Raw genomic sequence first — 18,384 nt, forward strand, 5'->3', positions numbered from 1 at the left:
GCGGTCCGACCTCGGACCTCATCGTCGCGCAGGAACAGGGGAACGGTCCCGCTCATCCGCGTGTGGTGTGACGGACGCTATAGAAGAGGCGCCGGGTAAGGGAGACGCGGCCGCCACGCCGAGCGCGGCCAGGAACGCCAGTACGAGCAGCGGCTTTACGACCCCGGACCCCACCAACGTGCCCGCCACGGCCACCCCGAACACCGGCCCGAGGTTGAGCGCGGTCTGCTGCACCCCGCCCGCCACGCCGGCCGACCCTGCGTCCGCCTGCCGTACGACGACCTGGGTCGCCGCCACCATCACGGTGCCGAACCCGGCACCCAGCAGCCCGAACCCGCCGTACAGCGCGGGCGCCGCCGAGGGCCGGATCAGCAGCAGGACGCCGAGCGCGAGGAGCGCCATCGCCGTCGCGGTAGTACGGCGCGGACCGAGGCGGCGCAGGAGGACCGGGCACACGGCGGCGGACCCCACCATCAGTACCGGCAGCGGCAGACTGCGCAGGGCGCTGGCGAACGGGTCGAGGCCGAGCGTGCGCTGCAAGGCGTACACGGCGACGAAGAGCGTGCCGGACAGGGCCGCCGAAGCGGCGACCAGGATGCCGAGGGCCGCCCCGACCGCGGGGGCGCCGATCAGCCCGGGCGGCAGCAGCGGACTCGCCGACCGCCGCTCGTGCCGGACGAACGCCACCCCCGTGACCGCGGCCACCACGAGGCTCAGCGGTGTACCGGTGACCAGTCCGTGCACCAGCCCGGCCGCGGTCACCGCCAGCAGCACCGCGCCCGGCACGTCCAGTGGCGTCGGGACCGCGGACTCCTGCTCCCGCCGGGCCAGCGCGAGCACGCCGAGGACGGCCGCCGGCAGCACATGGAGGAAGAACACCGCCCGCCAGCCCAGCCCCGTCACCAGTGCGCCGCCGATCAACGGCCCGGCCGCGGCCGACAGCCCGATGGCCGCGGTACGCACCGCGAGCGGCCCGGCGAGCCGGTCCGGCGGGTACACGGCCCGCAGCATGCCGAGCGTGGCCGGTTGCAGCAGGGCCCCGAACACCCCCTGCACCGCCCGCAGTCCGATCACCCAGCCGACCCCGGGCGCGAGACCGATGCCCGCGGAGGCGGCGGCGAAGCCGAGCATGCCGAGCCCGAACATCCGCCGCTGCCCGTACCGGTCGCCGAGCCGCCCGGCGCACACCAGCAGGCTCGCCACCGCGATGAGGTAGGCGGTGCTGGTCCACTGCACCTCGGCGAAGGAGGCGCGCAACTCCCGTTGCAGGGTGGGCTGGGCGACGGTGAGGACGGTGCCGTCCAGAGCGACGACCATGGCACCCACGACACTGCTCGCCAGCGTCAGCCGCCGGTTCACCGGCCGGCCTCCGGCCCGAGGTGGGCGTCCAGCGCCGCACGCAGCAGCGGCGCGAAGTCGTCGGCGCCGGTGGCGAGTGGGAGGCTGCCCCAGGCCCACAGCTGGGCGATGCCGTGCAGGTTCGCCCACAGGGCGCCCGCGACGAGCCGTGCGTCCGCCCCGGGACGCGCCCGGCCGACCAGGTCCGCCAGCAGGCCGAACAGCGGCAGGCTGGTCTCCCGCAGCCGCAAGTGGCCGCTCTCCAGCAGATCATGACGGAACATCAGCTCGTACATGCCCTGGTTGTCCCGCGCGAACTCCAGGTACACCCGGGCCAGCGCGGCGACTTGTGCGCCCGGCGCTGCCCTTCCGTCGCCCAGCGCCTCCCCGACGCGTACGGCCAGCTCGGTGAAGCCCCGGCGCGCGATGGCGGAGAGCAGTTCGAGATGGGTGGGGAAGTAGCGGCGCGGTGCCCCGTGCGAGACCCCGGCCCGGCGGGCGATCTCCCGCAGGGTCAGCGCCCCGGCACCCTCGGCGGCCACCAGGGCCACGCCCACGTCGACCAGCCGGTCCCGCAGGCTCACGTCGGACTCGTTCATAGACGGTGTCTACCAGTGGGGAGTAGACACTGTCTACCGAATCGGCCGGGGGAATGCCCGGCGGGCTCTGCGGGGTTGTTCCAGGCATGACCCAGGACGCTCTTCTGAAGCTGCTCGCCGAAGGCCACAACGGGGTGCTGGTCACCCTCAAGAGCGATGGCCGCCCCCAGCTGTCCAATGTCAATCACGCGTACTACCCGGACGAACGGACCGTCCGTGTCTCGATCACGGACGACCGTGCCAAGACCCGCAACCTGCGCCGTGACCCGCGTGCCTCGTACCACGTCACCAGCCCCGACCGGTGGGCGTACACGGTCGCCGAGGGCACCGCCGAGCTCTCGCCGGTCGCCCAGGACCCCTACGACGGGACCGTCGAGGAACTCGTCCGCCTCTACCGTGACGTCCGCGGCGAGCACCCCGACTGGGACGACTACCGCGCCGCGATGGTCCGCGACCGCCGGCTGGTGCTGCGGCTGCGCGTGGAGCGGGCCTACGGCATTCCGCGCGCCTGACGGCGGCAACCGAGGGCCGGGCCTAGGACCTGTGAACGAGGGCGATCGGCCGATGGTTCCGCGCGGGCCGGATACCTAGGCTGCTGAGCAGGGAACGGCAGCTCAGGAAGAGGTCACCATGCCCGTCAACGGTCGCAGTCACATCCGCGTCGCCCGGCCCTCCCGGGATCTCGGCGCGGCCGAGCGTTTCTGGGTGCGGGGGCTGGGACTCGGTGTGGTGTGGCGGGCCGAGGGCGGACCGGAGCCCGGTGAGCACGACCTGCTGATGCTGGGCTGGCCGGACGCCGGCTGGCACCTGGAACTGGTCCACGAGCCCGCCCGGCCCGTCGAGCCGCGACCCACCGAGGAGGACCTGCTGGTGGTCTACGTCGACGGCCCGGTGCCGGACGACCTGGTCGCCCGGCTGGAGGAGCACGGCGGCAAGCGGGTGCCGTCACCGAACCCCTACTGGAACCGGTGGGGCGTCACCATCGAGGACCCGGACGGATACCGGCTCGTGCTCTGCGAACGGGGCTGGTCCAACGCGTGACCGGGGGTGCTTGCCGCTCGCCCCGTCCGCCGCTAGCCTCCGCGCGTGATCAATGGGGCACATGTGGTGATCTATACGCGCGACGCCGAGGCGGACCGCGCCTTCCTCAGGGACGTCCTGGACTGGCCGCACGTCGACGCCGGACACGGCTGGCTGATCTTCGGTCTGCCGCCGGCCGAGGTGGCCTGCCACCCGGCCGACGGCGAACCGTCGCACGAACTGATGCTGATGTGCGACGACCTCGATGCCACCGCCGCCGAACTCACCGCGAAGGGCGTGGAGTTCAGCCGACCCGTCCAGGACGCGGCCTGGGGCCGGGTGACGGGCTTCCGGTTGCCGGGCGGAGGCGAGGTCGCTTTGTACGAGCCGCGCCACCCGCGCGCCCAGCACCGGCCTCCTCCCGTACCCAGCTCTCCAGCAGGTACGTGAACTCGGCCGCCCTGTCCGGCCAGTTGAAGTGCGTGACGGCCGCCTCGCGGCCCCGCTGGGCCGCGGTGTGGCGCAGTATCGCGTCGGCGCTCAGCCGCCGTATCGCCTCCGCCGCCGCGCGCGGATCCTCGTAGGGGACGACGAGACCGCAGCCGTGCCGCTCGACCATGTCGGCCGCCAGCGGGGTGGGCGTGGTGATGACGGGGACGCCGTGCGCCATGTACTCGACGACCTTGGTGGGCCGTGAATGGCGGTAGTTGGGCTGGTCGTGCAGGAGGGAGAGACCGGCCAGGGCGCCCGGGAGCAGCGCGAGGGCGCGGTCGTTGGGCACAAAGCCGTGCCAGCGCAGCACGCCGTCCCGGTCGGCCGCCGCGAGCGCCTCCCGGACGTCCGGGTCGGCCGCGCCGGCCACCTCGACGCGCAGTCCCGGCCCCAGGTGCCGGGCGGTCTCGATCAGGTCCAGCGCGCCGCGGGCGCGGGACAGGTGACCGACGTAGACGACGCGTTCGCTGCCGGGAGGTTCGGGTGCCTGCACCGGCGCCGTCGTGAAGTTGGGCACCACCGGGTGGGTGCGGCGGAACCGTTCCTGGTAGGCGTCCTCGGCGAGCAGCAGCCGCAGATGGCGTTCCGCCAGCCGCTCGGCCGCCCGCACGGCGAGCCGCAGCGGCGGCCGCAGCACCCGGGGCACCCAGCGTTTCACGGCGAGCGCGGCGGCGGTGTCCTCGTGGACGTCCCAGACGACCACCGGTGCCGCCTCGGACCGCCGCCAGCGGCGCAGGGTGCCGGGCAGGGCGAGGAGCAGTTCCGGGTCGTGGAGGAGGATCACGTCCGCCTCGTGGCCGCGGTCGGCGAGCAGCGCGCGGGCCGCGCCCACCGCCGCCCGGCGGCTGCGGCCCGCCGCCCGGGGCAGGTCGATGCCTTCGAGGTCGGCGCGGGGGCGCACCTCGCGGGCCGAGAACGGCGCCGCGTACACGACGTGGTGCCCCCGGTCCCGCAGCGCGGTGATCTGCCGGTGCAGTATGCGCGCGTCCTCGGGGTGGTGGACGACGGTGACGACGAGTATCCGCATCTGAGCGCCTTTCGACTCCGCCGCCCGGAGCCCTCGGACTCCGGACGGCGGAAGGGGAGTTGCCACAGAGGCCGCCTACAGCACCTCGACACCGGGCCGGAAGATCCGCCCACGGGTGTCGAAGAGCAGCCGGGCCTCGTCGCCGAGGGCCGGGAGGTCGTACGCGGAGTGGTCCTGGAGCAGGATCGTCAGATCGTGCGAGCGTACGGCGGCCATGACGTCGGTGACGCGCGGCACGGCCTGACCGTCCACGAACCAGGCGGGCACGAACGGGTCGTGGAAGGCGATCTCCGCCTCCCGGTCCCGCAGCAGCCGCGCCACCGGAACGGCCGGTGCCTCGCGCTGGTCGGCGACGTCCGGCTTGTAGGTGACGCCGAGGAGCAGCACCCGGGAGCCGTGCAGTGCGCGGCCTTCGTGGTTGAGCAGATCCTGCGCGCGCCGGACGACGTACTCCGGCATGTGCGCGTTGATCTCCCGTGCGAGTTCCACGAACCGGAACTCGTAGCCGATCGAACGCACCTTGTAGGAGAGGTAGTTGGGGTCGATCGGGATGCAGTGGCCGCCCACCCCGGCGCTCGGCCGGAAGGGCTGGAAGCCGAACGGCTTGGTGCCGGCGCAGCGGATCGCGTCCCATACGTCGACACGCAACTCCTGGCACAGGATGGCCAGTTCGTTGACCAGGGCGATGTTGACGTGCCGGTAGGTGTTCTCCAGGAGCTTGGCCATCTCGGCTTCCCGGGTGCCCTTGGCCTGTACGACGGTGTCGACGAGCTTGCCGTAGAAGGCGGCCGCCCGGGCCGCGCACGCCGGGGTGTGGCCGCCCACCACCTTCGGTGTCTCGCGCAGCCCGTGGGTGGTGTTGCCGGGGTCGATGCGCTCCGGTGAGAACGCCAGCGCGAAGTCGTCGCCGGCCCGCAGCCCCGACTCCTCCAGGATCGGTTTCAGTACCTCTTCGGTGGTGCCCGGATAGGTCGTCGATTCGAGGACGACGAGCCGTCCGCGGCCCAGCCTGCCCGCCACCGCCCGCGCGGCGGAGGTCACCGCGCCGAGATCGGGACCGCCGTCCTCGCTGAGCGGGGTCGGCACACAGATCACGATCGTCTGCGCCCGGGCCAGACAGGCGTCGTCCGTGTACGCGGTGAAGCCGGCCTGCCGCATGCGGGCGACGTCGTCGTCGGAGACGTCGTCCACATGGGAGTGTCCGGCGTTGAGGCCCTCCACGACCCGTGGGTCGAGGTCGAGCCCCGCCACTCTCAGCCCGACCAGCGACGCCTCCCGCGCGAGCGGAAGCCCGACGTAGCCGAGCCCGATGACGGCCAGTTCGAAGCCGTCGGTCCGTTCTGCATCCCCGAGCGATTCGCTCAATTCCCCGAGCGGTACGGCCTTTTCGACCTGCATAGGGATTCACTCCGCCCTCAACGGCAGACGCCGTATGGATCCGAAGGGCCCGGACGGTGCGCTTCCGGGCGAGGGGGCCTCAGACACATCCAAGAGCGCGATACGCGTCTCGGGTCGTGGCAGCGACCCTTTTCCAGGTGCGGTCTCGCGCTACCAGAGCGCGGGCGGCTGTTCCCCATTCATGCCGCCGTTTTCGACTGTAGAGCAATACTTCGAGAGCTTCTGCCCAAGCATGCGGAGATTCAGGCGAGATCAGCTGGCCGGTGACTCCCGATTCGACCACTTCCCGCAGGGCTGTGAGATCACTGGCCGCCACGGGAAGTCCGCTCGCCATCGCTTCGACCGGCTTGAGCGGGGTGACCAGACGGCAGACCCGCTCATCGGTGCGCGGCACCGCGAAAACATCCAGAACCGCGTGGTAGGAGCGCACTTGGCCGTGCGGGACGCGGCCGGTGAACAGCGCGACGCCGGCGCCGAGTCCCAGCCGGCCGGCCAGCGCCTCGAGCGCCCCGCGCTCGGGTCCGTCACCGACGATCAGCAGCCGCAGCGGAACCCCTCGGCGGCGCAGCTCGGCACCCGCATGGAGCAATGTGCCGATTCCCTCGTGTGGAGTAAGGCTGCTGACGGTGCCCACCACGTAGTCGTCCGCCGCGATGCCGAGACGGGCACGCAGTTCCGCCCCGTCCGGCGGCGGGGCGAGGAAGGCGTCGTCCACCGCGTTGGGCACGGTCAGGACCCGCTCCTCGGGCACCCCGCGGGACACGATCTCGGCCTTCATCGCCGCGCCCAGCGTCAGCACCAGGTCGGCCTGGCGCATGCAGTACGTCTCCAGGGCGCGCCGCGCCCGGTAGGTCCCGTCGTCCGGAGTACGGCCGGCCGCCTGGGTCAGCCAGGTCTCCTCCAGGAACCCGCGCACCTCGTACACCACCGGCAGCCCGTAGGTCTCCCGCAGGGCCAGCGCCACCCGCCCGTTGCCGTGGTCGGTGGCCGCGTGCAGCACGGCGGGCCGCAGCCGCTCCACCAGGCGCCCGGCCAGCTCGGCATTGCGGGCCAGCACCGGGCCCTGCCCGTACGGCAGGTTCAGCGGCAGCAGCCGGTGCTGCGGCACCCCGTTCACGATCTGCAGCGGGCGGGCGTCCAGGACGCCCTGCGCCACCGGGAACCCGATGCGGGTCACCACGTGCGGATCGAGCCCGGCGGCCCGCTGGGCCTCGGCGAGGGCCTGGGTGCGCACGGTGTATCCGGCGTGCTTGAACGGCAGCCCGTTGGTGACCAGATGGAGCACCCGGCCGGGCTCGGGCCGTACCGGCCGCCCGGCGGGTGCCGGTACCCGGGCGGCGGACGGCGTCGCGGTCGGCCCGGCCGTACGGGCCCGGGCGGCGAGCCGCCGTTCGACCGGACCGAGCCCGCGCCGCACCCGCCCCGGCAGCAGCCTTACGCCGAGCAGCACGGCCCGCGCGGGGTCGCTCCGCAACTCGCCCCATGCGACGGATGCGGCCAAGCTGAGGGCACGGGGGATTCGACGCGGCGTGTGCCGGGACAGAGGTCGGGCCATGTCGTCAAGGTAGGCCGACAGAGCGGAGAACGTACGACATGAACGGCCGCGTACTCCATGTCGTAGGGACCAGGCCGAACTTCGTGAAGGCCGCGCCCGTCGTCGCCGCCCTGCGTGCGACCGGGCACGACCAGGTTCTGGTGCACACGGGTCAGCACTACGACGAACGGATGTCGCACATCTTCTTCCGCGAGCTGGGTCTGCCCGCTCCGGACACCGATCTGGGCGTCGGCTCCGGCAGTCAGGCCCGGCAGACCGCCGACCTGCTGGTGGCGCTGGAGGGTGAGCTGCTGGCCCGTGCCCCGGCCCTGGTCGTCGTGTACGGCGACGTGAACTCCACCCTCGCCGCGGCCCTGGCCGCCGCCAAGCTGGGCATCCCGGTCGCCCATGTCGAGGCGGGCCTGCGCAGCTTCGACATGGCGATGCCGGAGGAGGTCAACCGGCGCCTGGTCGACCAGCTGGCCGAGCTGCTCTTCGCGACCAGCCCGGAAGCCGTCGGCCACCTCGCCCGCGAGGGCGTCGACCCGGGCCGGGTGCACCTCGTCGGCAACCCGATGATCGACACCCTGCTCACCCATCTGGACCATTTCGACCCGGCCGCCGCCCGCACCGCCCACGCACTGCCCGAACGCTATGGCGTGGTCACCCTGCACCGGCCGGCCAACGTCGACGACCCCGATGCCGCCGCGGCCGCCGCCCGCGCCCTGACCGAGGCGGCCGGCCACCTCGACCTCGCCGTACCCCTGCACCCGCGCGGCCGGGAGGCACTGCGCAAGGCGGGCCTCGCCGACGCGCCCGGCATCCATCTGCTCGAACCGCTCGGCTACGTCGAGTTCATGGGCCTGGTGCGGGGCGCCGCCGCCGTGATCACCGACTCCGGCGGGGTCCAGGAGGAGACCACCGTGCTGGGCGTCCCCTGTCTGACGCTGCGCACCACGACCGAACGCCCGGTCACCGTCACCCACGGCACCAACCGCCTGGTGAGCCACAGCGAACTGGTGCCCGCCCTGCGCAAGGTCCTGGACGGACCGCCGGCGGCCGACCCCGAAGGTCCGCCGCTGTGGGACGGCAAGGCCGGCCCCCGCATCGCCCGCGTCCTCACCGAGTGGCTGGAGCGCCATGACTGACGCCACCCGCACCCGCCCCGAGAGTCCCCGCACCCTCGGGCACACCGCCCGCACCTACTGGGACACCCGGCACCGCGAACGCGACGACCTCGCCTCCGGCGGCCACATCGGCCTGGACCGGCCCGGCAACGAGATCTTCTACGCGGTACGGCTCGGCCAGCTGCTCACCCTGATCGGCGACCTGTCCAGCCCGGCGTCCCCGCTGTTCGTGCTCGACGCCGGCTGCGGCAAGGGGCACTTCGCCCGCGCCCTGGCCCGCTGCGGCCACCACGTGGACGCCTTCGACGCCAGCGAGGAGGCCGTCAGCCAGGCCCGGGCCGAGGGCGGCGGACCCCGCTACGCCTTCGCCGCCCTCGACGAGTGGCGCAGCCCCTGGCTCTACGACGTGGTGATGTGCGTGGACGTCCTCTTCCATGTCATGGACGACGCGGAGTGGGCGGCCGGCCTGCGCAACCTCGCCTCGCTGGTGCGGATCACCGGCCGGCTGATCGTCACCGACGAGCACACCGAGGAGCCCGTCCCGCGCGGCGACTACATCGTGCACCGGCCGATCGCCGCCTACCGCAAGGAACTCGAGCCCCTGGGCCTGAGCCACTCCCTCTTCCGGCCCTACGGTTTCCGCGAGAACCGGGTCGGCTTCCATGTCTTCACGAGGACCCGCTGATGCGCCTGACCGATCTGCTCCACCCGCACCTGGACGACGTGACCTCGGTCGTGGACGCGACGCGCGGCGGCCTGCGTCTCGACCCCTATCTGCACCTCCCGCCGGGCGTCGAACCGACCCGGCACGAACAGCCGGTCGGCGAAGGGGAGCTGATGCTCCTCTGCTACGGCCCCGACCCCGCCCTGCACGGCGACGAGGCGGACTGCCTCGCCGCACTGGAACGGATGCGGCCCGGCGGCCGCGGCCTGATCGTCTTCGGCCACCCCGGGACCGACCTGCCCTACCACCGCCTCCTCGACGCCCTGGTGGCCCACCGCTGCCAGGTGCTGCACGCCGCCGCGCTCGGCTACACGCATCTGCACGCCGGCGCGGTCTTCGCCTGCACCGAGGAACTCCTGCCACCGCACGACTGGTTCGGCCACCCGCTGCCGGCCGACGGTTTCGCCACGGCCCTGCGGATCGCCGACGAGTACGTGCTCGCCGACTTCGTCTCCCGCTCCCAGCGGGCCCGCCTGATCGACCTGGAGCGGGCGGCCGAGGAGACCGCCCGCGCCCTGGAGACCGCCCGCGAGGACGGCCTCGCCGAACGGCTGGCCGCCGCCCTGCGGGACAAGGACCAGCTCTCCTCCGCCCTGCGCGGGGCCCGGGAGCGGACCGGCGTGCTGGAGGCCCGCGTGGCCATGCTGGAGGGCTCCACCTCGCTACGGGTCGGCAAGGCGCTGGTGTCGGCCGCCCGGTCGCCCAAGCGGGGCGCCGCCCGGCTGCCGGGGGAGCTGTACGGGCTGTGGCGGCACCGGAAGGCCAAGGGGCGGCCGGCGCGGGCCGCGAGCGCCGCCCCGGCACCGGAGGCGGCGGCCGACGACCGCTTCTACCTCTCCCACCGCGCCCTGTCCGTGGCCCCCCGCGACCGGCTGGTGATCACCGGCGTGCTGACCGACCGCACCGCCGCCGACTTCGCGGCCGACGCCGTGGTCAGCCGGGTGCTGCCGCACGACGGGCGACTGCTGGTCGAGCGCACCGACCCGGACGTCTTCCTCGTCCAGCTCGGCGCGTGCACCGGCGAGACCGGCCCCTGGACGCTCACCGGCACCGGACACGCCCCCGACCTGGACCGGCGCCTCGCCGAACTGATCAGCCAGGCACGGGGACTGGGCCGGGCCGCGGTGCTGTGGCGGGACGGCCCGGCGTCCTCGGCGCCGGGCCTGTCCCAGCTGCCCTGGGACGCCGTCCTCGACGGCGACACCGGGACGGCGCTCTCCCGCCTCGACCCGGTCACCGACGGCCGGGACCGGCTCCGGGACGTCTTCCAGCAGGACAGCACCCGGGTACGGCTGGCCCGGCTCGCCGAACTGGCCGGCGCCCCCGCCCCGACGGCCGAGCGCCGGGTCGCCGTCCTGGCCGCGCCCCGGAACGCCACCGACGTCGCCCGGCTCGTCGCTCAGACGCTCTGCCAGCTGCACCGGCCGGCCGAGGTGGTCGTCGCCGACCCCGTGGGGCTCGACCTCGGCGAACTCACCGCCGCCTCCGTCACCGTCCACTCCGGACCGCCCACCGCGCCCTGGGTCGCCGACTGGACGGACCTGACCGAGGACCGCCCCGACACCCTGCTGCTCGACCTGCTCTGCGCCCAGGAGTTCTCGGGCGCCGACGCGGTGGGCCACACCCCCGCCGCCGACGACTACGCCTTCGTGCCGGCCCTGACGCCGCTGCTCGTCCGCCGGTCGCTCCTGGACACCGGCACCCCACCGGACACCTGGTCGCGTGCCGGGCACCGCCTGTTCGCCGTGCGTGGAAAGGAACCGTCATGACCCGCACCCTCAGGGCGCTCGTCTACGGCGACGTGGACCTCAACCTCATCGACGGCTCCGCCGTCTGGGCCCAGTCGACGGTGCAGGCGCTGTCCCGCGCGGGCTGCCGGACCCGGCTCGTCCTCAAGGCCCCCGTGGAGACCGGCCGGCTGACCGACCCGCTGGCCGGACTGCCCGGGGTCACCGTGGTCCGCCCGTACGAGGAGCACCTCGTCCCCGGCCAGGGCGCGCACCCCCTGTCCCCCTACCAGGCCTCGCAGCTGCTCGCCCGCCTCGACGAGGAGGAGCCCTGCGACCTGCTGGTGCTGCGCGGCCGCCGGCTCGTGAAGCAGATCGTCGGCGACGGGCACTTCCACGGGCGCATCTGGGCCTACCTCACCGACATCCCGCAGTCCCCGGCCGAGATGACCGAACAGGACCGCGTCGACCTCGTCCGTATCGCCAACGCCTCCCGGCAACTCCTGTGCCAGACCGAGGAGTTGCGCTGCTTCCTGGAGGCGTGGGTGCCGGAGGCCTGCGGCCGGGCCGTGCTCTGCCCGCCCGCGGTGCCCGAACCCGGCGTCCCGCTCCCGCAGCGCGACGGACTGCACGATCCCGTACGCCTCGTCTACACCGGCAAGTTCGCGCCCCGCTGGAACACCCTGCCCATGACCCGGCTGCCCGCGCGGCTCGCCGAACGCGGCATCCGGACCGAACTCCACGCCGTCGGCGACAAGATCCACAAGGATGCCGCCCACCCCGGCTTCGACATCGCCATGGCCGAGGCGCTGCGCACCACCCCCGAGGTCGTCCACCACGGCGGTGTGCCCCGCGAGGAGGCCATGCGTATCGCCGCCGACTGCGACCTCGGCCTCGGCTGGCGTGACTCCTCCCTGGACGCCAGCCTCGAACTCTCCACCAAGGTGCTGGAGTTCGGCTCCCTCGGCCTGCCCGTCGTCCTCAACCGGACCCCCGCGCACGAGGCGCTGCTCGGCACCGACTACCCGCTGTTCGTGCCCGGCGACGCGGCCCTCGCGGACGCGGTGGACGCCGTCACCGTCGCCGTACGCGACACCGAGGCCAGGCATCTCGCGGCCGACCGGTGTGCGGCGGCGGCCCGGCAGTACACCATGGAGGCCGCGGCCGCCCGCTGGCGCGCCCACCTCGACGGCGCCTTCCCCTCCGCACCCGCCGCCGTCGCCACCCGTGGGCGCCCGCTGCGGATCGGGGTGGCGGGCCACGACCTGAAGTTCCTCACCCGGCTGCTCGACCACTTCCGCGCCCTGCCCGGCCTCGACGTACGCGTCGACGCCTGGCCCGCGCTCGCCCGGCACGACCCGGCCGCGAGCCGTGAACTCGCCGACTGGGCCGATGTGGTGGTCGTCGAGTGGTGCGGCCCGGCGGCGGTCTGGTACAGCCGTCACAAGCGGCGCGGCAGCAGGCTGATCGTCCGCCTGCACCGCTTCGAACTCGACGCCGGCTACCCGCAGCAGGTCGACATCGACGCCGTCGACCGCGTGGTGTGCGTCAGCCCGTACTACGCCCGCAGCACCCGGGAGCGCACCGGCTGGCCCGCCTCGAAGATCACCACGATCGGCAACTGGGTCGACGTCGACCAGCTCGACCGGCCCAAGGCCCCCGGCGCCCGGCACCGGCTCGGCATGATCGGCATCGCGCCCAGCCGCAAACGCCTCGACCTGGGCCTCGACGTCCTGGAGGCGCTGCGCGCCCACGACCGGCGCTGGCACCTCTCGGTCAAGTCCAAGCCGCCGTGGGAGTACTGGTGGATCTGGAACAAGCCCGAGGAGCGCGCCCACTACGAGGCGATCCTGCGCCGGATGCAGACCTCGCCGCTGCTCGAAGGGGCCGTCGTCTTCGACCAGTTCGGCCCGGACGTGCCGAACTGGCTGCGCCGCATCGGCCATGTCCTGTCCACCAGCGACGACGAGAGCTTCCACCTCGCACCGGCCGAGGGCATGGCCTCCGGCGCCGTACCCGCGCTGCTGCCGTGGCCGGGCGCGGACGAGATCTACGACCGGCGCTGGATCCACGACGCCCCGGAGGCGATGGCCGGGTCGATCGCCGCACTGGCCGACCAGGATGACTGGCGCGCGGCCGGGGAAACGGCCCGCGGCCAGGTACGGGAGGGCTTCTCGCTGGAACGGGTGGCGAAGGACTGGACGGAGCTGCTGGTGTCCGGCTGAGACACGCGTGGCTTGACCCTCGTGCCCGTCCGCATCCTCCGGGGCGTGCCCGAAGACCCCGCCCCCGGCGGTTCCGCCGTGGACGGGGTCTTCGCTGCGGGGGTCAGGCCGCGGACTCCTGCTGGGCGGCCGGTTCGGGCAGCAGGCGGGCGCTGAGACGGTCCGCGCTCGGCCAGCGGACGTCGTGGGCCCAGCCCAGCCTCTCGAACACCCAGATCATGCGCGCCGACGGGTCGATCTGGCCCGGCAGCACACCGTGCCGCGCGCCCGTGGGGTCGGCGTGGTGCGAGTTGTGCCAGCTCTCGCCGAAGGACAGCACGGCCAGCGGCCAGAAGTTGGTGGCCTTGTCCCTGCTGGCGAAAGGACGCCTGCCCGCGACATGGCAGACCGAGTTCACCGACCAGGTGACATGGTGCAGCAGCGCCATCCGCATCAGACCGGCCCAGAAGAACCCGGTCAGCGCACCCGTCCAGGTGCCGGTGACGAGCCCGCCGACCAGCGCGGGGGCCAGCAGCGAGACGACGGTCAGCGGCCCGAAGAGCCGGCCGACGAGCCGCAGGTCGGGATCGGCGGCGATGTCGGGCGCGAACCTGGCCCGGTTGCTCAGTTCACGCTTGAGCATCCATCCGATGTGCGCGTGCAGCAGCCCCTTGAGCAGCGCGCGCGTGTCGGTACCGAAGCGCCAGGGGGAGTGAGGGTCGCCCTCGCGGTCGGCGAAGGCGTGGTGGCGGCGGTGGTTCGCCACCCACTGCACCGGCGAGCCCTCGACCCCCAGCGAACCCGCGACGGCCAGGGCGATGCGCAGGCCCCGCTTCGCCTTGAACGAGCGGTGCGTGAAGAGGCGGTGATAGCCGACCGTGAGGCCGAAGCCGGACACCAGGTAGGCGACCACGGCCATGGTGACGTCCAGCGCGGACAGGCCCCGTCCCCACACCAACGGCACGGCGACGAGCAGGCAGATCAGCGGGCCGACGACGAAGATCCACATCGCGACGCCCGCCGCGGCCGTCTGCGGGGCGTCGAGCAGCGGCTTGACTCCGGCCGCGGTCTCGGCGTCGCCTTCGGCGACGGTCTGTTCGGGAAGGTCGGCTTTGCTCGGGTTCATCGCTTCCTCGCCGTTGCTCGAGGTCGTCGGACACGGTGCCGGACCGACCGGGAGAAGGCGCGCGCGTGCGCTGTCGAGAGTGCTCGGCGGCCTACGTCACACCATCGCACCGGACGGCATCCCCGCAGGTCACCGCTCATGTCCAGGGTATGAACGGCGCGGGACCAAATCTCCTCCACGACCCGCCGGAACCGTCGGTCCTCGCCGGGCCGGCGACCGGCTCCGCGAACCACCCTCGGCGTGCCCGTCACTCGACAACTGCCCTCCCTCCGGCCGCGGTTGACCCGAGCCTGGTGAGTGAGAGGGGCCTCGCCCTCGCTCCCCGGAAACGCTTGATCTCAAGTGCACTTGAGGTTCTACAGTCGAATGCGTTGATGCCGACGTCGTGGAGAGGAACGGCCATGAGGACACTGGTGCTCGGGAGGACGCCCGCCAGGGTGACGGCTGTGTTGGCCACGCTGCGTGAAGACGGCTTCGACGCGGAGGGCGTGAGCACCGACGACGAGGCCCGAAAACTGTTGGAGACCGGGCAGTTCGGGGTGCTGATCATCGGCGGGGGCGTGGGGCCCGAATCCCGCGCGGAGATCAAGGAGTTCGCGGCGGGGCACCAGGTGCGGCGGGTGATCGACGGGGCGCTGTCGGAGCCGTTCGACGTCTACGTACGGCGGGAGTTCGAGCCGCTGATCCGGGAGACCGCCGCAGGATGACGGCCGCGGTCCGCCCGGACTCCGGTCCGGGCGGACGTGGGCCCTCTCCTCGGCGGCAGGGCTCAGGCCGTCACCGTCTCCGGGCGGGACGCCTCCCGGGGGGTGCGTGCGCCGAGGTCCTCGGTGGCCAGCCGGTGGGTCTCGCGTGCCGAGAGGGCGGCGATGACCGGCGGCACGCACAGGGCCGCGGTGAACAGCGCCACCGCCGACTAGTCGTCCCCGCCCGGACCCGCGATCTGCGCCGCGAAGGTCACCGCGAACCCGGCCACCGCGAACCCGGTCTGGGTGCCGATCGCCACGCCGGACAGCCGTACCCGGGTCGAGAACATCTCGCCGTAGAAGGACGGCCAGACACCGTTGGCCGCGCTGTAGACGACACCGAAGGCGACCACGCCGAGGACCAGGACCAGCGGGTACGAACCGGTGGAGATCGCCCGCAGGTAGCCGGACATCGCCACCGCGCTGCCCACCGCACCGACCAGGAACACCGGCCGCCGGCCGATCCGGTCCGACAGCGCCGCCCACGCCGGGATCGCGCCCAGTGCCACCAGGTTCGCCAGCGCGCTCACCCACAGCATCGAGGTCCTGGACATCCCGACCGAGTCGCTCGTCGCGTACGCCAGCGCCCACACCGTGAAGATCGTGCTCACCGAGGCGATCAGCGCGCCCCCGACCACCCGCAGCACATCCGCCCAGTGGTGCCGCGCCAGCGTCACCAGCGGCAGCCGTACGACACCCTCGGTCGCCGCCTGCCGCGCGAAGGCGGGCGTCTCCTGGACCGTGCGGCGGATGAACCAGCCGGCCACGGCGACCGCCGCACTCAGCCAGAACGGCACCCGCCAGCCCCAGGACAGCAACTGGTCCTCGGGCAGCCGGGAGACCGGGATGAAGACGAGGGTGGCGATCAGCTGGCCGCCCTGGGTGCCGCTCAGCGTGAAACTGGTGAAGAAGCCACGCCGGTTCGGCGGCGCGTGCTCCAGACTCATGGAACTGGCGCTGGCCTGCTCGCCGGCGGCCGAAACTCCCTGGAGCACCCGGCACAGCACCAGCAGCACCGGGGCCAGGCCGCCCACCTCGGCGCGGGTCGGCAGACAGCCGATCAGGAACGTCGACAGGCCCATAAGCAGCAGTGTGAAGAGCATGATCTTCTTACGGCCGATCCGGTCCCCGAAGTGGCCGAGGAACAGTGCGCCGACCGGACGGGCCGCGTACGCGACACCGAAGGTGGCCAGGGACAGCAGGGTGGCGGTGGCCGGGTCCGACGCGTCGAAGAAGACCTTGGGGAAGATCAGCGCGGCCGCGCTGCCGTAGATGAAGAAGTCGTAGTACTCCAGGGCGCTGCCGATCCAGGCGGCCAGAGCGGCCTTCTTCGGCTGGCCGCCGGGTGGTACGGCGGTGTCGGCGGGCATGGCGGGGACGGACACGGCGGTGCTCCTTCGGAGGACTCCGGCGTCGGCGGAGTGAGCGGCGGGGGAGGAGGCCGGTTCCCAGGGATGACGGGTCGGCGGACCCAGCGGGCGATGTTAATTAACCCACTGGGTAGTTAGTCGCGATGGGTAGGGATGTTGCGCTCGCGTTTCCCCGCTGTCAAGAGGTCGTGCGGATTCCCCGGCTACGGCGGTCAGCCCGCCGCGCGCTCCGCGGTGAGGTAGGCGATCACCATGTCGCCGAGCATGGTCCGGTAGTGCGCGCGCTGCGCCGGGTCCACCAGGTCACGGCCGAAGAGGGCACCGAACGTGGCCCGGTTCGCGACCCGGAAGAAACAGAACGAGCTGATCATCGCGTGCAGGTCGACCGCGTCGACGTCGGCCGTGAACAGCCCGGACTCCTGGCCCTGGCTCAGGATCCGGCGGATCACGTCGAGGGCCGGTGAGCCGATCCTGCCGAGCTTCTCGGAGGCCGCGATGTGCTCGGCGCCGTGGATGTTCTCGATGCTGACCAGGCGGATGAAGTCCGGGTGCTGCTCGTGGTGGTCGAAGGTCAGCTCCGCCAGCCGGCGGATCGCCGCGACCGGGTCCAGGTGATCGACGTCCAGCTGCTGCTCGGCCTCGCGGATCACGCCGTACGCCCGCTCCAGGACCGCCGTGAACAGCTGTTCCTTGCCGCCGAAGTAGTAGTAGATCATCCGCTTCGTGGTGCGGGTGCGGGCCGCGATCTCGTCGACGCGGGCACCGTCGTAACCGGCCCGGGCGAATTCCTGCGTGGCCACGTCGAGGATCTCGGCCCGGGTGCGGGCGGCGTCGCGGATCCGCCCGCTGGTCTGTGCCGGTTCTTCGACGCTGGTCATCGGGTTCCTTCGGGAGTACGGCTCCGGTGCCGGAGATTCTAGAAGGCGGGCCGGGTCCGGTGGCCAGGGTCTTCCCGGAGGACGGTTCGCCTGATATAGCTAACGTACTAGTTCGTACATTAGGGCTCAGCTCAGGAGGTCCCCGTGGCCAAGGACTCGTTTCTCGTCGGACTGATCGGCTCCGGAATCGGACCGTCGCTCAGCCCGGCCCGGCCCTGCACGAGCGCGAGGCCCACCGGCAGGGGCTGCGGTACCTGTACCGGCTGATCGACATCGACGTGCTGGGCGTGCCGCCCGAGGCCGTGGGGGATCTGGTGCGGGCCGCCCGTGACCTCGGCTTCGACGGGCTCAACATCACACACCCCTGCAAGCAGCTCGTCATCGAGCACCTGGACGCGCTCGCCCCGCAGGCCGAGGCGCTGGGCGCGGTCAACACGGTGGTCTTCGAGGCCGGCGGGAGGGCGGTGGGCCACAACACCGACGTGACCGGGTTCGCGGCGTCCTTCGCGCGGGGGCTGCGGGACGCTTCGCTGGAGCGGGTGGTGCAGCTCGGCGCGGGGGGTGCGGGGGCCGCCGTCGCGCACGCGACGCTCACGTTGGGGGCGGAGCGGGTCACTGTCGTGGACGCGCTCGCCGACCGGGCCGCGGATCTCGCGAGCTCTCTGAACCGGTATTTCGGCGAAGGGCGGGCGGTCGCCGCGACGCCGGACCGGCTGGCGGGGCTGCTGGCCGATGCCGATGGGCTGGTGCATGCGACGCCGACGGGGATGGCGGCGCATCCGGGGCTGCCGTTGCCGGCGGAGTTGCTGCATCCGGGGCTGTGGGTGGCCGAGGTGGTGTATCGGCCGCTGGAGACGGAGCTGGTGCGGGCCGCTCGGGCGTTGGGGTGCGCCGTGCTGGACGGGGGCGGGATGGCGGTGTTCCAGGCTGCGGATGCGTTTCGGTTGTTCACGGGGAGGGAGGCGGACAGCGTGCGGATGCTTGCTGACATTGCGGCGTTGGCTCGTGTGCCGGAGCGCGATGTCGTGTGACGGGTGCGGGCCGAATGTGGCTGGTCGCGCAGTTCCCCGCGCC

Annotated in this window: 14 protein-coding genes and 3 pseudogenes; 9 read left to right on the forward strand and 8 right to left on the reverse strand. The window is 72.9% G+C overall.

Annotated features, from left to right (window positions below; translation table 11 throughout):
- Nucleotides 1-18: 18 nt before the first annotated feature.
- Together ACFWXC_RS06930 and ACFWXC_RS06935 are read right to left on the reverse strand one after the other, a co-directional pair.
- Nucleotides 19-1,359 (reverse strand): MFS transporter, encoded by a 1,341-nt coding sequence (locus tag ACFWXC_RS06930; RefSeq protein WP_384474249.1) that lies wholly within the window; start codon nucleotides 1,357-1,359, stop codon nucleotides 19-21.
- The gene (locus tag ACFWXC_RS06935) at nucleotides 1,356-1,937 is read right to left on the reverse strand and encodes a TetR/AcrR family transcriptional regulator (RefSeq protein ID WP_384474253.1); all 582 of its coding nucleotides are present in this window, start codon (nucleotides 1,935-1,937) and stop codon (nucleotides 1,356-1,358) included. The genes ACFWXC_RS06930 and ACFWXC_RS06935 overlap by 4 nt, the downstream gene beginning before the upstream one ends.
- 86 nt (nucleotides 1,938-2,023) lie before the next feature.
- Here ACFWXC_RS06935 and ACFWXC_RS06940 point away from each other — a divergent pair, with 86 nt between their 5' ends.
- The 3 genes and pseudogenes from ACFWXC_RS06940 to ACFWXC_RS06950 all read left to right on the forward strand — a co-directional run.
- Complete coding sequence (locus ACFWXC_RS06940; protein ID WP_384474256.1) at nucleotides 2,024-2,449, forward strand: PPOX class F420-dependent oxidoreductase; 426 nt, start codon at nucleotides 2,024-2,026, stop codon at nucleotides 2,447-2,449.
- A 118-nt stretch (nucleotides 2,450-2,567) separates the two neighbouring features.
- On the forward strand, nucleotides 2,568-2,978 hold the full coding sequence (locus ACFWXC_RS06945; protein ID WP_384474258.1) for a VOC family protein: 411 nt from the start codon (nucleotides 2,568-2,570) through the stop codon (nucleotides 2,976-2,978).
- A 66-nt stretch (nucleotides 2,979-3,044) separates the two neighbouring features.
- Nucleotides 3,045-3,263 (forward strand): annotated as a pseudogene (locus ACFWXC_RS06950) (VOC family protein); the annotation flags it as partial.
- On the opposite strand, the gene ACFWXC_RS06955 reads toward ACFWXC_RS06950, so the two are convergent.
- From ACFWXC_RS06955 to ACFWXC_RS06965, 3 genes are all read right to left on the reverse strand, one after another.
- Nucleotides 3,262-4,476, reverse strand: coding sequence for a glycosyltransferase (locus ACFWXC_RS06955; RefSeq protein ID WP_384474261.1), 1,215 nt, complete (start codon nucleotides 4,474-4,476; stop codon nucleotides 3,262-3,264). The pseudogene ACFWXC_RS06950 and the gene ACFWXC_RS06955 overlap by 2 nt on opposite strands.
- A 75-nt stretch (nucleotides 4,477-4,551) precedes the next feature.
- Nucleotides 4,552-5,874: a nucleotide sugar dehydrogenase gene (locus tag ACFWXC_RS06960; RefSeq protein WP_384474264.1), complete on the reverse strand. Its 1,323-nt coding sequence runs from the start codon at nucleotides 5,872-5,874 to the stop codon at nucleotides 4,552-4,554.
- 79 nt (nucleotides 5,875-5,953) lie between these two features.
- Nucleotides 5,954-7,375, reverse strand: coding sequence for a glycosyltransferase (locus tag ACFWXC_RS06965; RefSeq protein ID WP_384474267.1), 1,422 nt, complete (start codon nucleotides 7,373-7,375; stop codon nucleotides 5,954-5,956).
- Between the two features lie 92 nt (nucleotides 7,376-7,467).
- Here ACFWXC_RS06965 and wecB point away from each other — a divergent pair, with 92 nt between their 5' ends.
- The 4 genes from wecB to ACFWXC_RS06985 are packed head-to-tail and all read left to right on the forward strand — an operon-like array spanning nucleotide 7,468 to nucleotide 13,211.
- Nucleotides 7,468-8,556, forward strand: coding sequence for a non-hydrolyzing UDP-N-acetylglucosamine 2-epimerase (gene wecB / locus ACFWXC_RS06970; RefSeq protein WP_384474270.1), 1,089 nt, complete (start codon nucleotides 7,468-7,470; stop codon nucleotides 8,554-8,556).
- Nucleotides 8,549-9,220: a class I SAM-dependent methyltransferase gene (locus ACFWXC_RS06975; protein WP_384474273.1), complete on the forward strand. Its 672-nt coding sequence runs from the start codon at nucleotides 8,549-8,551 to the stop codon at nucleotides 9,218-9,220. Before wecB ends, ACFWXC_RS06975 begins: the two co-directional genes overlap by 8 nt.
- Nucleotides 9,220-11,028, forward strand: coding sequence for a hypothetical protein (locus ACFWXC_RS06980; protein ID WP_384474276.1), 1,809 nt, complete (start codon nucleotides 9,220-9,222; stop codon nucleotides 11,026-11,028). The genes ACFWXC_RS06975 and ACFWXC_RS06980 overlap by 1 nt, the downstream gene beginning before the upstream one ends.
- Complete coding sequence (locus ACFWXC_RS06985) at nucleotides 11,025-13,211, forward strand: glycosyltransferase (protein ID WP_384474279.1); 2,187 nt, start codon at nucleotides 11,025-11,027, stop codon at nucleotides 13,209-13,211. Before ACFWXC_RS06980 ends, ACFWXC_RS06985 begins: the two co-directional genes overlap by 4 nt.
- A 103-nt stretch (nucleotides 13,212-13,314) precedes the next feature.
- On the opposite strand, the gene ACFWXC_RS06990 is transcribed toward ACFWXC_RS06985, so the two are convergent.
- Nucleotides 13,315-14,316: an acyl-CoA desaturase gene (locus tag ACFWXC_RS06990; RefSeq protein WP_384474281.1), complete on the reverse strand. Its 1,002-nt coding sequence runs from the start codon at nucleotides 14,314-14,316 to the stop codon at nucleotides 13,315-13,317.
- Between the two features lie 401 nt (nucleotides 14,317-14,717).
- Here ACFWXC_RS06990 and ACFWXC_RS06995 point away from each other — a divergent pair, with 401 nt between their 5' ends.
- On the forward strand, nucleotides 14,718-15,023 hold the full coding sequence (locus tag ACFWXC_RS06995) for a hypothetical protein (protein ID WP_384474284.1): 306 nt from the start codon (nucleotides 14,718-14,720) through the stop codon (nucleotides 15,021-15,023).
- A gap of 62 nt (nucleotides 15,024-15,085) precedes the next feature.
- On the opposite strand, the pseudogene ACFWXC_RS07000 reads toward ACFWXC_RS06995, so the two are convergent.
- Together ACFWXC_RS07000 and ACFWXC_RS07005 are read right to left on the reverse strand one after the other, a co-directional pair.
- Nucleotides 15,086-16,447, reverse strand: a pseudogene (locus ACFWXC_RS07000) (MFS transporter).
- Between the two features lie 197 nt (nucleotides 16,448-16,644).
- Nucleotides 16,645-17,310, reverse strand: coding sequence for a TetR family transcriptional regulator (locus ACFWXC_RS07005; RefSeq protein WP_384474287.1), 666 nt, complete (start codon nucleotides 17,308-17,310; stop codon nucleotides 16,645-16,647).
- 144 nt (nucleotides 17,311-17,454) lie between these two features.
- On the opposite strand from ACFWXC_RS07005, the pseudogene ACFWXC_RS07010 reads away from it, so the two are divergent.
- Nucleotides 17,455-18,341, forward strand: a pseudogene (locus ACFWXC_RS07010) (shikimate dehydrogenase).
- Nucleotides 18,342-18,384 lie beyond the last annotated feature (43 nt).

The organism is Streptomyces sp. NPDC058683, assembly GCF_042716195.1.
Taxonomy (GTDB): domain Bacteria; phylum Actinomycetota; class Actinomycetes; order Streptomycetales; family Streptomycetaceae; genus Streptomyces.

Bases quoted from the DNA above. Each gene is read 5' to 3' on its own strand.
- ACFWXC_RS06935 (WP_384474253.1), bottom strand. From the start codon at position 1,937: ATGAACGAGTCCGACGTGAGCCTGCGGGACCGGCTGGTCGACGTGGGC.
- ACFWXC_RS06940 (WP_384474256.1), top strand. From the start codon at position 2,024: ATGACCCAGGACGCTCTTCTGAAGCTGCTCGCCGAAGGCCACAACGGG.
- ACFWXC_RS06945 (WP_384474258.1), top strand. From the start codon at position 2,568: ATGCCCGTCAACGGTCGCAGTCACATCCGCGTCGCCCGGCCCTCCCGG.
- ACFWXC_RS06955 (WP_384474261.1), bottom strand. From the start codon at position 4,476: ATGCGGATACTCGTCGTCACCGTCGTCCACCACCCCGAGGACGCGCGC.
- ACFWXC_RS06960 (WP_384474264.1), bottom strand. From the start codon at position 5,874: ATGCAGGTCGAAAAGGCCGTACCGCTCGGGGAATTGAGCGAATCGCTC.
- wecB (WP_384474270.1), top strand. From the start codon at position 7,468: ATGAACGGCCGCGTACTCCATGTCGTAGGGACCAGGCCGAACTTCGTG.
- ACFWXC_RS06975 (WP_384474273.1), top strand. From the start codon at position 8,549: ATGACTGACGCCACCCGCACCCGCCCCGAGAGTCCCCGCACCCTCGGG.
- ACFWXC_RS06980 (WP_384474276.1), top strand. From the start codon at position 9,220: ATGCGCCTGACCGATCTGCTCCACCCGCACCTGGACGACGTGACCTCG.
- ACFWXC_RS06985 (WP_384474279.1), top strand. From the start codon at position 11,025: ATGACCCGCACCCTCAGGGCGCTCGTCTACGGCGACGTGGACCTCAAC.
- ACFWXC_RS06990 (WP_384474281.1), bottom strand. From the start codon at position 14,316: ATGAACCCGAGCAAAGCCGACCTTCCCGAACAGACCGTCGCCGAAGGC.
- ACFWXC_RS06995 (WP_384474284.1), top strand. From the start codon at position 14,718: ATGAGGACACTGGTGCTCGGGAGGACGCCCGCCAGGGTGACGGCTGTG.
- ACFWXC_RS07005 (WP_384474287.1), bottom strand. From the start codon at position 17,310: ATGACCAGCGTCGAAGAACCGGCACAGACCAGCGGGCGGATCCGCGAC.